This is a genomic window from Streptomyces olivaceus (genome assembly GCF_000721235.1).
Classification (GTDB): domain Bacteria; phylum Actinomycetota; class Actinomycetes; order Streptomycetales; family Streptomycetaceae; genus Streptomyces; species Streptomyces olivaceus.
The window spans coordinates 64,703-76,679 of record NZ_JOFH01000016.1 but is presented as its reverse complement, the minus strand read 5'-3'; the positions used below and the strand labels follow the sequence as shown (position 1 = coordinate 76,679).

Sequence of the window (11,977 nt, the reverse complement as noted above, 5' to 3'; positions counted from 1 at the left end):
ACGCCTCACACGGGCAGCCGCCGGTCCACCCACCGCCACACGGCCTCCAGCAGACCCGCCCCGGCCACCGCGATGCCGACGGCGGTCCACGGCATCGTGACCCCCACCAGCTTCAGGGCGAAGAAGTCCTGGAGCCACGGCACCACCAGCACCACCAGGAAGCCCAGCCCCATCGCCGCCACCAGCACGACCCGCCACCAGGTGTAGGGGCGGGCGATGATCGCCAGCACCCACATGGAGATCAGGAACAGCGTCAGCGTCGCCGCGCTGGTCTCCGCGGCCAGCGCGTCCGGACCGGAGTAGTGGTGCCGGGCGGCGAGGTACGTCACGAAGGTCGCCGCGCCCGCCACCACGCCGCCGGGGATCGCGTACCGCATCACACGCCGTACGAAGTGGGGCCTGGCCCGTTCCCTGTTCGGGGCGAGGGCCAGGAAGAAGGCGGGGACGCCGATGGTGAGCGTGGACAGCAGGGTGAGGTGGCGGGGCAGGAACGGATACTCGACCTGCGAGCAGACCACCAGGATGGCGAGGAGCACCGAGTACACGGTCTTCACCAGGAACAGCGTCGCCACGCGCGTGATGTTGCCGATCACCCGGCGGCCCTCGGCCACCACCGACGGCAGCGTGGCGAAGCTGTTGTTGAGCAGCACGATCTGCGCGACCGCGCGGGTCGCCTCCGAGCCCGAGCCCATCGCCACGCCGATGTCGGCGTCCTTGAGCGCGAGGACGTCGTTGACGCCGTCGCCGGTCATCGCGACGGTGTGGCCGCGCGACTGGAGGGCGCCCACCATGTCCCGCTTCTGCTGCGGGGTGACCCGCCCGAAGACCGTGCCCTCGTCGAGCGCGCCGGCCATCTCCTCCCGCCCGGCGGGCAGCCGCCGCGCGTCGACGGCTCTGCCGGACAGCCCCAGCTTGGCGGCCACCGCGCCGACCGACACCGCGTTGTCGCCGGAGACGACCTTGGCGCTCACGTCCTGGTCGGCGAAGTAGCGCAGGGTCTCGGCGGCGTCCGGGCGCAGCCGCTGCTCCAGGACGACCAGGGCGAACGGCTCGACGCCCTCGGCCACCCCGGGGTCGTCCAGGGCGCGGGCGGCGCGGGCGAGCAGCAGGACGCGCAGGCCCTGCTCGTTGAGCCGCCCGGTCTCCGCGAGGGCCGGGTCGTCCTCGGCCAGCAGCACGTCCGGCGCGCCCAGCAGCCACGTACGGGAGGCGCCGTCGCCCTCGTCGAACGCGGCGCCGCTGTACTTGCGGGCGGAGGAGAAGGGCAGCGCGCCGGTGCGGCGCCAGTCCGCGTCGGCCGGGCAGGCGTCGATCACGGCCTGCAGAGAGGCGTTCGGGCGGGGGTCGGACGCGCCGAGGGCGCCGAGCACCGTGCGCACGTACGCCTCGTCGGCGCCGCCGAGGACGCGCAGGCCGGTGACGTCCATGCCGCCCTCGGTGAGGGTGCCGGTCTTGTCGAGGCAGACGGTGTCGACGCGGGCCAGGCCCTCGATGGCGGGCAGCTCCTGGACCAGGCACTGCTTGCGGCCGAGCCGGACGACGCCGATCGCGAAGGCGACGGAGGTGAGCAGGACCAGGCCCTCCGGGACCATGGGGACGATGCCGCCGACGGTGCGCGCGACCGAGTCGTCCAGCGCGTTGTCCTCGGCGAGCAGCTGGCTGAGGATCAGGCCGATCGCGGTCGGGACCATCATCCAGGTGACGTACTTGAGGATCGTGGAGATCCCGGAGCGCAGCTCGGACTGGACCAGCGTGAAGCGGGAGGCCTCCTCGGCGAGCTGCGCGGCGTACGCCTCGCGCCCCACCTTGGTCGCCCGGAAGGCGCCGCCGCCCGCCACCACGAAGCTGCCCGACATGACCTGGTCGCCGGGCTGCTTGACGACGGGGTCGGCCTCGCCGGTCAGCAGGGACTCGTCGATCTCCAGCCCGTCCGCCTCGACGCACACGCCGTCGACGACGACCTTGTCGCCCGGCCCGGTCTCGATGACGTCGTCCAGCACGATCCCGGACGTGCCGATCTCGGTGGCCGTCCCGTCCCGGCGCACCGTCGGCCGGGCCTCGCCGATGACGGCGAGCGAGTCCAGGGTCTTCTTGGCCCGCCACTCCTGGACGATGCCGATGCCGGTGTTGGCGAGGATCACGAAGCCGAAGAGGCTGTCCTGGATCGGCGCGACGAACAGCATGATCACCCACAGGACGCCGATGACGGCGTTGAACCGGGTGAAGACGTTGGCGCGGACGATGTCGGCCGGCGAACGGCTGCTGCGCACCGGCACGTCGTTGACCTGGCCGCGCGCGATCCGTTCGGCCACCTGGGCCGCCGTGAGTCCGGTCGCGGAGGCGGGGGCGGAGGCAGCGCCGCCGGAGTGCGCGGGATCCAGCCGATCATCCGCGTCGAGATGCGTCATGCGTTCGACGGTACGTGCGGATATGGGCCCCCACCCCCCGAAAAGGGCGAAGATCAGACCTGGGTACGAGGCGGCCCGACGCGGCGTCCTGCCCTGGTACTACCCCGCTGCTCCCACCGTTCCGCTGCCCCCGCCACTCCGCTACCCCTCCGCGGGCTCCCGCGCGGCGGCGTCCCGCTTGATCGCGGCGTCGCGCCCCCGGACGTACCAGATGCCGATCAGGCCGAGTCCGGCGCCGGCCAGGCAGGTCCACACCCACCAGGCGTGCCCCCGGTCGTCGAACCAGCCGTAGAAGGGCAGCTGCGCCAGGAAGAGGACGAACCAGAGGACGGTGCCGCCGATGACCGTCGGAACCACCGGGCCCTCCAGGGGCTCCGGCGCCTCGTGCGTGGGTGTCCACTTCGTCATGCGTACAGCTTACGAGGCGGGTGCGGGCGGCGTGACGGCGCGGCGCCGACGGGGTGACGGTGCGGAGCCCGCCGGTCGACGGCGCGGCGCCCACGGGGGTCTACGCGCGGAGATAGCGCTCCGCGAGCCATACGTTCATACTGAACCCGTTTGTCTCTGACTGTTTTCATTCGTAGGAAACACCAATAGGAACACCGACAAGGCCGTGGGGGAACCTGTTGGTGATGAGGTCCCCGCATGCCCACCTCGGCCTCCGCCAAGGTCCCCCCGTCCCCCGAGCCGCCGGAAGACCGCCGGCCGCCGCAGAACGGCCTCGACCGCTATTTCAAGATCTCCGAGCGCGGCAGCACCCTGCCGCGTGAGATCCGCGGCGGCTTCGCCACCTTCTTCGCGATGGCCTACATCATCGTGCTCAACCCGATCATCCTGGGCAGCGCGAAGGACATGTACGGCCACCAGCTCGACAACGGCCAGCTGGTCACCGCCACCGCCCTGACGGCCGCGTTCACCACGCTGCTCATGGGCGTCATCGGCAACGTGCCGATCGCGCTGGCCGCCGGCCTCGGCGTGAACTCGGTCGTCGCCCTGCAGCTCGCCCCGCGAATGGCCTGGCCAGACGCCATGGGCATGGTGGTGCTTGCGGGCCTCATCGTCATGCTGCTGGTCGCCACCGGCCTGCGGGAGCGCGTGATGAACGCGGTGCCCTACGGCCTGCGCAAGGCCATCTCCATCGGTATCGGCCTGTTCGTCATGATCGTCGGCCTGGTCGACTCCGGCTTCGTCACCCGGATGCCCGACGCCGCCCAGACCACCGTGCCGCTCCAGCTGGGCACCGGCGGCCACCTGCACGGCTGGCCGGTGCTGGTCTTCGTCCTCGGCGTGCTGCTGACCCTCGCGCTGATCGTGCGGAAGACCCCGGGCGCGATCCTCATCTCGATCGTCGTGATGACCGTGATCGCGGTGATCATCAACGCCGTCACCGACATCCCGTCCTGGGGCCTGACCACCCCCGAGTGGCCGGGCAACCCCGTCGCCACGCCCGACTTCGGGCTGGTCGGCGAGGTCAGCCTGTTCGGCGGGTTCGGCAAGGTCGGCGTGCTGACCGGCGTGCTCTTCGTCTTCACCGTGCTGCTGTCGTGCTTCTTCGACGCGATGGGCACGATCATGGGCGTCAGCGACGAGGCGAAGCTGACCGACGCCGAGGGCCAGATGCCGGGCATCAACAAGGTCCTCTTCGTCGACGGCGTCGCGGTCGCCGCGGGCGGTGCCAGCTCCGCCTCCGCCACGACCTGCTTCGTGGAGTCGACGGCGGGCGTCGGCGAGGGCGCCCGTACCGGCTTCGCCAACATCGTCACCGGCGCGCTGTTCGCCCTGGCGCTGTTCCTCACGCCGGTCGCCACGATGGTGCCGTCCCAGGCGGCGACCCCGGCGCTGATCGCGGTCGGCTTCCTGATCCTGGCCGGCTCGATCCGGGAGATCGACTGGTCCGACTTCACGATCGCCATTCCGGCCTTCGTGACGATGCTGATGATGCCGTTCACCTACTCGATCACCAACGGTATCGGCATGGGCTTCCTCACCTTCTCGGTGCTGCGCCTGGCGGCCGGGCGGGGCCGCGAGGTGCCGGTGGCGATGCACGTGGTGTCGGCGGTCTTCGCCTTCTACTACCTGATGCCGGCCCTCGGCCTGACGTGAGCCCGGCCGGGCCCGCGGGGCACGCTCAGGTGACCCCGTAGAAACGTTCCGTCTCCTCCACGGCGGACTGGAACCGCTCGTCGAAGTCATCGCGGATGAGCGTCCGGACGACATAGTCCTGGACGCTCATTCCCCGTTTGGCCGCATGATCCCGGAGCCGGTCGAGCAGCTCCCCGTCCATCCGCAGGCTGAGCACACTGGTCCCCATGGGCACGAGGGTCACCCCCGCCGGACGGGTGATGCTCCGCTTTCCGTAACCGACTCACTCGTACGGGTGAACTGGAGGTTTCAGTGGCGGGCGTCACGGGCACACGGGCTGTCGGGCGGTAGTACTTCGCCAGACTAATGAGTTACGCTAAGGAACATGCCGGACCTCAAGCATGGCGACGACGCCGCCGCCGTGAATTCCCTGCGCTCCGCCGTGATGCGGTTGTCCCGTCGGCTCAAGCACCAGCGCGTCGACGAGTCGCTGAGCCCCACCGAGATGTCGGTCCTGGGCACCCTGGGCAACTGCGGCAGTGCCACCCCGGGCGAGCTGGCCCGCAAGGAGCACGTCCAGCCGCCGTCGATGACCCGCATCGTGGCGCTGCTTGAGGCCAAGGGCCTGGTCCGGCTGGAGCCGCACCCCGAGGACCGGCGCCAGAAGGTCGTGACGCAGACCGAGCAGGCCGTGGTGATGCTCGAGGAGAGCCGCCGCAAGCGGAACGCGTTCCTGGCCACGCTGGTCGAGGGACTCGACGAGGACGAGTGGGCGAAACTGCGCGCCGCCGCCCCCGTGCTGGAGAAGCTCGCACACCGGTAAGCAGTTTTCGCGAGGAGGCGAACCCTTTTGAGTACGGGATCCGGAGCAGCTTCCGCCCCCGCACCTGACGGCCACGATCCGACCACCCGCACTCCCGACGCCCCTCGCAAGACGTCGATGTTCGCCTCCCTGAAGGTCAGGAACTACCGCCTGTTCTTCATGGGCCAGGTCGTCTCCAACATCGGCACCTGGATGCAGCGCATCGCCCAGGACTGGCTGGTGCTCAGCCTCACCGGCTCCTCGGCCGCCGTCGGCATCACCACCGCCCTGCAGTTCCTGCCGATGCTCCTGTTCGGCCTCTACGGCGGCGTCCTCGTCGACCGCTGGCGCAAGCGGCCCACGCTGCTCGGCACCCAGTCCGCGATGGCCGTCACCGCCCTCGCCCTCGCCGTCCTGACCCTGACCGGCCACGTCCAGGTCTGGCACGTGTACGTCGCCGCCTTCGCGATGGGCCTGGCCACCGTCCTCGACAACCCCGCCCGCCAGTCCTTCGTCGCCGAACTGGTCGGCCGGGACCAGCTGCAGAACGCGGTCAGCCTCAACTCCGCCAACTTCCAGTCGGCCCGCCTCGTCGGCCCCGCCGTCGCCGGTCTCATGATCACCGGCGTGGGCACCGGCTGGGCGTTCCTGGCCAACGGGCTGTCCTTCGTCGCGCCGCTCAGCTGCCTGCTGCTGATGCGCGCCCGCGACCTGCACGCCGTCCGGCGCAGCCCGCGCGGCAAGGGCCAGCTGCGCGAGGGCCTGCGCTACGTCGCCGGGCGCCCCGAGCTGATCTGGACGATCACGCTGGTCGGGTTCATCGGCACCTTCGGTTTCAACTTCCCGGTCTTCCTGTCCGCCTTCGCCGACGACGTCTTCGACGCGGGTGCCGGGGCGTACAGCCTCTTCAACACCCTCATGGCCGTCGGCTCGCTGGCCGGCGCCCTGCTCGCCGCCCGGCGCGGCACGGCCCGGCTGCGCGTCCTGATCGCGGCGGCGCTGGCCTTCGGCGCCCTGGAGATCGTGTCGGCGGCGGCACCGGCGCTGTGGCTCTTCGCGCTGCTCATGGTCCCGATCGGCGTGTTCAGCATGACGGTCAACGTCACCGCCAACACCAGCATCCAGATGTCCACCGACCCGGCCATGCGGGGCCGCGTCATGGCCCTGTACATGATGGTGTTCCTCGGCGGTTCCCCGGTCGGCGCCCCCATCGTCGGCTGGGTCACCGACACCTACGGCGCCCGGGCCGGCTTCGCCTCCGGCGGCGCGGTGGCCGCGACCGCCGCGCTGGTCATCGGCCTGATCCTGGCCCGCGTGGGCAACCTGCGCCTGTCGGTCGGCTGGCACCGCGGCCACCCCCAGCTCCGCTTCGTCCCCCGGGAACGCCGGGAGGCGCTGACCCCGGCGGCGTAGCGGTTCCGGCGACCGGTCAGTCGCGGGGGAAGTCGTCGGTCTTGAGGGTGAGACCGACGACGGTCCCGGTCAGGTCGACGTCTTCGCCGAACCCGAAGCTGACGCACGCGTGGTATTTGCCGCAGGAGCTTGCGCGGGTAAGCGGCACGTAATTGCTCAAGGATGTTCGCGGTGATGTCCCAGTGAGTGTCCCGCTGCGGCCACAGAAAGACGTGGCCGCCGACGATCTCCGACTTGTACCCCTCGGGGATGGGCAGTTTCTCCAGCCAGTCGAACATGGCGTCGAGGGTGAGTTCGCGGTCGCTGCCACTCAAATCCACGGTGCCTCCTCAGGCGCTGCAACTGCCCAGCACAACGACTGCTGCGGTCCCAGGTCGTGCCCGGCAGACTGGGCTGCCATGAGACTCTTCGCCGCCGTGCTGCCGCCCGAGGGCGTCACCGCGTCCCTCGCCGACGAGGTGGCCGCGCTGAGGGGGCTGCCCGGTGCGGAGGGGCTGCGCTGGACCGGGCGCCCGGGGTGGCATCTCACCCTCGCCTTCTACGGTGAGGTCGACGACGACGCCGTACCCGACCTGTCGGCACGCCTGGAGCGGGCGGCGCGGCGTACCGCGCCCTTCGGGCTGGCGCTGCGCGGCGGTGGGCAGTTCGGCCGGGGACGGGTGCTGTGGGCGGGCGTCGCGGGCACCGGGGGTGGCGGCCTCCCGGCCCTGCGGCTGCTGGCCGGCCGCGCGGAGGCGGCGGGGCGCGGGGCGGGCGTCCCGATGGGCGAGCACCGGCGCTACACACCGCACCTGACCCTGGCGCGCGGCCGCGAGCCCCTCGACGTACGGCCCCACCTCACGCTGCTGGACGGCTTCACCACTCCCGCCTGGACCGTGACGGACCTGGCGCTGGTGCGCAGCAACCTGCCGGACTCGGGCGTGCCGGGCGAGCAGCCCCGCTACGCGACGGTCGCCCGCAGTCCGCTCGGCGCGTCCGGTTAGGCTCGGGGCGTGGACCCGAAGACCCGTAACCAAATCATGGCCGGTGTGCTCGTGCTGATGCTCCTGGTGGTGGCGGTGGCGGCCGCCCTGGGCTGATCGGCCCGGAGCGGCCGCCCCGCTCATCCGCCGCGCACCGGCTCGGCGGCGCACCGGCTCAGTGGCTCGCCGGCTCGCCGGTCACCAGGCGAAGGCCTCCGGAGAGGGCCCCGGGCCCGGGAAGATCTCGTCGAGCCCGGTCAGCAGCTCGTCCGACAGCTCCAGCTCCACCGCCCGCAGCGCCGACGCCAGCTGCTCGGCCGTGCGCGGGCCGACGATCGGGCCGGTCACGCCGGGCCGGGTCAGCAGCCAGGCCAGCGCGGCCTCGCCCGGCTCCACACCGTGCTTGTCGAGCAGGTCCTCGTAGGCCTGGATCCGCGCCCGGCCCGCCGGGTCGGCCAGGGTGTCGGCCGCCCGCCCCGAGGCCCGGCGCCCGCCCTGGACCTCCTTCTTGAGGACGCCGCCGAGCAGCCCGCCGTGCAGCGGCGACCACGGGATGACGCCGAGGCCGTACTCCCGCGCTGCCGGGACGACCTCCATCTCGGCGCGGCGCTCGGCCAGGTTGTACAGGCACTGCTCGCTGACCAGCCCGATGGTCCCGCCGCGCCGGGCGGCGGTCTCGTTGGCCTGGGCGATCTTGTACCCGGGGAAGTTCGACGACCCGGCGTAGAGCACCTTGCCCTGCTGGACCAGGGTGTCGACGGCCTGCCAGATCTCGTCGAAGCCGGTGTCGCGGTCGATGTGGTGGAACTGGTACAGGTCGATGTGGTCCGTCTGCAGCCGCTTGAGGCTGGCGTCGACGGCACGCCGGATGTTCACGGCGGACAGCTTGTCGTGGTTGGGCCACGCCTCGCCGTCGGCGCCCATGTTGCCGTACACCTTCGTGGCGAGGACCGTCTTGTCGCGCCGGTCGCCGCCCTTGGCGAACCAGTTGCCGATGATCTCCTCGGTACGGCCCTTGTTCTCGCCCCAGCCGTACACGTTGGCGGTGTCGAAGAAGTTGATGCCGGCGTCCAGCGCCGCGTCCATGATGGCGTGGCTGTCGGCCTCGTCGGTCTGCGGACCGAAGTTCATGGTGCCGAGGACGAGTCGGCTGACCTTGAGTCCCGTGCGTCCGAGCTGCGTGTACTTCATGGTCCCCAAGCCAACGACTTGGAGTGCGCTCCAGGCAAGCGGGGCGGGCGGTCAGTCGCGGGGGAAGGCGTCGGTCCTGAGGGTGAGGCCGAGGACGGTGCCGGTCAGGTCCAGCTCCTGTCCGAAGGCGACCGTGGTCTCGGTGGTGTAGTCGCCGTCCTTGGGGTGTGTGAAGACGTGGCAGCGGCCCCGGTACGGATCGGCGATCAGGTAGAGGGGGACCTCGGCCGCGGCGTACGCGAGCCTCTTGGGGCCGTAGTCGATGGCGGCGGTGCCCTGGGAGATGACCTCGGCGACGAACTCGACGTCCTGGTGGCGCCACCGATCGTCATCGGCCTTCTCCGCTGTTGCGCTGAGCAGCGCCACGTCCGGGCAGAAAACGATACGCACGGCGCCCGGGACACGGGAGGGCGTGCATATGCCAGGAGGTGTCGGGCCTATGAAGAGGCGGAGTAGGGTCCGCCCAGCCCCCACCCCTCGTCCATCGCGTCCGCGAACGCCGCCGCGACCCGGTGTTCGCCGCTCTCGTTCGGGTGGGTGCCGTCGTACGTGTCGGCGTGGAAGTCGTACGGTGCGGGTGCCGGGACGAGCAGCAGCGGGGAGCGCGGTTCGTCGAGGGCGGCGACGGTCTTGGCGAGGAGTTCGTTGAAGTGGTCGACCTGCTCGGCGAAGGCCGGGTCGGCGTCCACGCGGATGTTGTGCAGGACCGGCAGCACGGCGACGTGGACGCGCGGGTTGGCCTCGCGGGCGGCGGCGAGGAAGGCGCGGACGTTGTCGTCGGTCTGCTCCGCGTTCGTGTAGAAGCCGAGGTCGATCAGGCCGAGGGAGACCAGGAGCACGTCCGCGCGGTGGGCGCGTACCTCCGCGCCGATCAGCGGCGTCATGTGGTGCCAGCCCTCGCCCCAGCCGGCCAGGTGGGCCCGGGGGAAGCCGGGCTCGGCGTAGGCGTACGACGTGGGCGCGTCCGTCATCCGGTCGTGCAGCGTCTCGCGCGGGCCGACGAACGTGAAGGGGCGCCCGTACGAGCCGCACAGGTGCTGCCACAGCCGGTAGCGCCACGTGTGCTCGCCCGCACTCCCGATCGTCATGGAGTCGCCGACGAACATGAACCTGAGCATCCGCTCATCATGGACGATCGGCCGGTCGCGCGCGACATGAGCCCGAGCACCCCGGGTGGGCGGCGGCGGGCGTGCGGGGCGACCGGTCGCGTGAACGCCCGTGCGGGATGGCAGGCTTGGCGCATGCGCCGCCCCTTCGCCCTCCTCGCCCCGCTCCTCCTCGTGGGCGCGTTCGCCGTGCCCGCCTCCGCAGCGGACGGGGACGACGGGCCCGCCGGGAGCGACGGCTTCACGATCAAGGATCCGCGGATCGCCGAGTCCAGCGGCCTCGCCGCCTCCCGCCTCCACCCGGGCATCTACTGGACGCACAACGACCAGGACACCGGCCCCTACATCTACGCCGTCGACGGTGCCACCGGCGAGACCGTCGCCCGCGTCTCGCTGTCCGGCGTCGGCACGCCGCGGGACGTCGAGGCGATCGGCATCGGCCCGGGCAACCGCATCTTCGTCGGCGACCTCGGCGACAACCTCGGCGGCACCTGGCCGCACGTGTGGATCTACGAGCTGCCCGAGCCCGAGGAGCTGAAGGACCAGACGGTGAAGGCGACGCAGTACGTCGTGAAGTACGCGGACGGCGCCCGCGACGCCGAGTCCCTGCTGATCCACCCGAAGACCGGCCGCGTCTACATCATCGACAAGAACGAGGACGGCGGACACCTCTACGAGGGCCCGGAGGAACTCTCCGCCTCCGGCACCAACACCTTCGAGCCCACCGTCCCCGTCGACCTCCAGGCCACGGACGCGGCCTTCTCCCCGGACGGCGAGCAGATCGCCGTACGCAGCTACTTCGGGGGCGTCCGGTACGACTGGAACGGAGGGAAGATCCAGCGCAAGGGCCGGATCAGCGCGCCGCTCGGCCAGGGCGAGTCCGTCACCTACACCATCGACGGCAAGAAGCTGCTGCTCGGCATGGAGGGCGCCAACAGCCCCGTCAAGGCCGAGGACGTGCCCGGCAGCGGCGGCGGCTCGGACGGCGGTTCCGGCTCCGACGCCTCGGGCGGCTCTGACGGCCCCGGCGGGGACACGCTGAAGCTCGGGGCGGTCGGCCTCCTCGTCGCCCTCGCCGCACTCTTCGGGCTACGCCGGCTGTTCCGGCGCCGCTGAGCCCGCGGGGGGCGCGGACGGCGCGGACGGCGCGGGGGCGTCCGCCGCCCGGCGCCGGGCCACCAGCACCTCCAGCCCGTCCAGGATGCGCTGGAGCCCGAACTCGAAGTGGTCGAAGCCGGTGCCGAAGGTGTCCTCGGCGAGGGAGGCCAGCACCGGGTAGCGTCCGCCGGCCATGGCCTGCTCCAGCGTCGAGCGCTGGGCCTCCCAGAACTGCGCGTCCGTCAGCCCGGATGTGCGCCCGGCCTCCTGCTCGTACACCTGGGTGCGGGCCGCCCCGACGACGTACCCGTCGATCATGACGACGGCCGACACCAGCTCCGGGTCGGACAGGCCCATCGCCTTGATCCGGGCGAGCACCTTCTCCATGCCGTCCAGGGCGCTCGGGCCGAGGACCGGGCGGGACTGGTTGACGTCCAGCAGCCAGGTGTGGCGGCGGTAGAGGGCGAGCGTGGCGTGCCCGAGGGCGTGCAGCGCCGAGCGCCAGTCGCCTTCGCCGAGGTCGGCGGGGTCCTCGGAGGGGCGCTGTACGCGGTCCAGCATCAGGTCGATCAGCTCGCCCTTGCCGGGGACGTACCGGTACAGGGACATGGCGCCGGTGCCCAGCTCGGTGGCGATGCGGCGCATCGAGACCGCGCCGAGGCCCTCCCGGTCGGCGACCTCGACGGCGGCCGCCACGATCCGCTCCAGCGTCAGCCCCGGTCTGGGGCCCCGGCTGGGGCGCCGGCCGGTGTCCCAGAGCAGTTCGAGGGTCCGGCCGAGGTCGCCGCTGCCGCTGGTCTCCGTACCGCTTGCCATGGGGCCAGTGTAGGTCCGCGCGGAAAAACCGAGTACGTCGTACGCGCAATAGAGTACGGTGTACGCGAAACCGGGTACGGTGTACTCAGTCAGGGAGCG

At 71.6% G+C, this 11,977-nt stretch carries 12 protein-coding genes and 1 pseudogene; 5 read left to right on the top strand and 8 right to left on the bottom strand.

The window, feature by feature from the left end; genetic code table 11:
* Positions 1–5: 5 nt before the first annotated feature.
* Positions 6–2,408, bottom strand: coding sequence for a cation-translocating P-type ATPase (locus IG94_RS0119365; protein WP_031038104.1), 2,403 nt, complete (start codon positions 2,406–2,408; stop codon positions 6–8).
* Positions 2,409–2,549: 141 nt separating this feature from the next.
* Positions 2,550–2,816 carry a DUF2530 domain-containing protein gene (locus IG94_RS0119360; RefSeq protein ID WP_031038101.1) on the bottom strand — a complete coding sequence of 89 codons (267 nt, stop codon included), beginning with the start codon at positions 2,814–2,816 and terminating at the stop codon, positions 2,550–2,552.
* Positions 2,817–3,053: 237 nt separating this feature from the next.
* Here IG94_RS0119360 and IG94_RS0119355 point away from each other — a divergent pair, with 237 nt between their 5' ends.
* Positions 3,054–4,511: an NCS2 family permease gene (locus tag IG94_RS0119355; RefSeq protein ID WP_031038099.1), complete on the top strand. Its 1,458-nt coding sequence runs from the start codon at positions 3,054–3,056 to the stop codon at positions 4,509–4,511.
* Positions 4,512–4,536: 25 nt separating this feature from the next.
* Here the strand turns inward: IG94_RS0119355 and IG94_RS0119350 are convergent, their stop codons facing one another.
* A complete protein-coding gene (locus IG94_RS0119350) occupies positions 4,537–4,725 on the bottom strand; it encodes a hypothetical protein (protein WP_031038097.1) in 189 nt (62 codons plus the stop codon).
* 150 nt (positions 4,726–4,875) lie between these two features.
* Between IG94_RS0119350 and IG94_RS0119345 the strand changes: the two genes are divergently transcribed.
* Together IG94_RS0119345 and IG94_RS0119340 are read left to right on the top strand one after the other, a co-directional pair.
* Positions 4,876–5,313 (top strand): MarR family winged helix-turn-helix transcriptional regulator, encoded by a 438-nt coding sequence (locus tag IG94_RS0119345; protein WP_031038094.1) that lies wholly within the window; start codon positions 4,876–4,878, stop codon positions 5,311–5,313.
* Positions 5,314–5,340: 27 nt separating this feature from the next.
* On the top strand, positions 5,341–6,705 hold the full coding sequence (locus IG94_RS0119340; RefSeq protein WP_031038090.1) for an MFS transporter: 1,365 nt from the start codon (positions 5,341–5,343) through the stop codon (positions 6,703–6,705).
* A gap of 16 nt (positions 6,706–6,721) precedes the next feature.
* On the opposite strand, the gene IG94_RS44215 is transcribed toward IG94_RS0119340, so the two are convergent.
* Positions 6,722–6,865, bottom strand: a complete 144-nt coding sequence (locus IG94_RS44215; RefSeq protein ID WP_308043533.1) for a hypothetical protein — start codon at positions 6,863–6,865, stop codon at positions 6,722–6,724.
* 238 nt (positions 6,866–7,103) lie between these two features.
* Here IG94_RS44215 and thpR point away from each other — a divergent pair, with 238 nt between their 5' ends.
* Positions 7,104–7,688 (top strand): RNA 2',3'-cyclic phosphodiesterase, encoded by a 585-nt coding sequence (gene thpR, locus IG94_RS0119330; RefSeq protein WP_031038087.1) that lies wholly within the window; start codon positions 7,104–7,106, stop codon positions 7,686–7,688.
* 177 nt (positions 7,689–7,865) lie between these two features.
* Here thpR and IG94_RS0119320 read toward each other — a convergent pair whose 3' ends face one another.
* From IG94_RS0119320 to IG94_RS0119310, 3 genes and pseudogenes are all read right to left on the bottom strand, one after another.
* Positions 7,866–8,858: an aldo/keto reductase gene (locus tag IG94_RS0119320; protein ID WP_031038084.1), complete on the bottom strand. Its 993-nt coding sequence runs from the start codon at positions 8,856–8,858 to the stop codon at positions 7,866–7,868.
* A gap of 51 nt (positions 8,859–8,909) precedes the next feature.
* Positions 8,910–9,236: pseudogene (locus tag IG94_RS41785) on the bottom strand (Uma2 family endonuclease); the annotation flags it as partial.
* Positions 9,237–9,295: 59 nt separating this feature from the next.
* A complete protein-coding gene (locus tag IG94_RS0119310; RefSeq protein WP_031038078.1) occupies positions 9,296–9,976 on the bottom strand; it encodes a GDSL-type esterase/lipase family protein in 681 nt (226 codons plus the stop codon).
* Positions 9,977–10,099: 123 nt separating this feature from the next.
* Here IG94_RS0119310 and IG94_RS0119305 point away from each other — a divergent pair, with 123 nt between their 5' ends.
* Positions 10,100–11,080 (top strand): hypothetical protein, encoded by a 981-nt coding sequence (locus tag IG94_RS0119305; protein ID WP_031038075.1) that lies wholly within the window; start codon positions 10,100–10,102, stop codon positions 11,078–11,080.
* Here IG94_RS0119305 and IG94_RS0119300 read toward each other — a convergent pair.
* A complete protein-coding gene (locus tag IG94_RS0119300) occupies positions 11,054–11,878 on the bottom strand; it encodes a TetR/AcrR family transcriptional regulator (protein WP_031038072.1) in 825 nt (274 codons plus the stop codon). The genes IG94_RS0119305 and IG94_RS0119300 overlap by 27 nt on opposite strands.
* Between the last annotated feature and the right edge of the window lie 99 nt (positions 11,879–11,977).

Coding starts and splice junctions, on each gene's coding strand:
- thpR (WP_031038087.1), top strand. CDS start 7,104: ATGAGACTCTTCGCCGCCGTGCTGCCGCCCGAGGGCGTCACCGCGTCC.
- IG94_RS0119360 (WP_031038101.1), bottom strand. CDS start 2,816: ATGACGAAGTGGACACCCACGCACGAGGCGCCGGAGCCCCTGGAGGGC.
- IG94_RS0119345 (WP_031038094.1), top strand. CDS start 4,876: ATGCCGGACCTCAAGCATGGCGACGACGCCGCCGCCGTGAATTCCCTG.
- IG94_RS0119320 (WP_031038084.1), bottom strand. CDS start 8,858: ATGAAGTACACGCAGCTCGGACGCACGGGACTCAAGGTCAGCCGACTC.
- IG94_RS0119305 (WP_031038075.1), top strand. CDS start 10,100: ATGCGCCGCCCCTTCGCCCTCCTCGCCCCGCTCCTCCTCGTGGGCGCG.
- IG94_RS0119300 (WP_031038072.1), bottom strand. CDS start 11,878: ATGGCAAGCGGTACGGAGACCAGCGGCAGCGGCGACCTCGGCCGGACC.
- IG94_RS0119355 (WP_031038099.1), top strand. CDS start 3,054: ATGCCCACCTCGGCCTCCGCCAAGGTCCCCCCGTCCCCCGAGCCGCCG.
- IG94_RS0119310 (WP_031038078.1), bottom strand. CDS start 9,976: ATGCTCAGGTTCATGTTCGTCGGCGACTCCATGACGATCGGGAGTGCG.
- IG94_RS0119365 (WP_031038104.1), bottom strand. CDS start 2,408: ATGACGCATCTCGACGCGGATGATCGGCTGGATCCCGCGCACTCCGGC.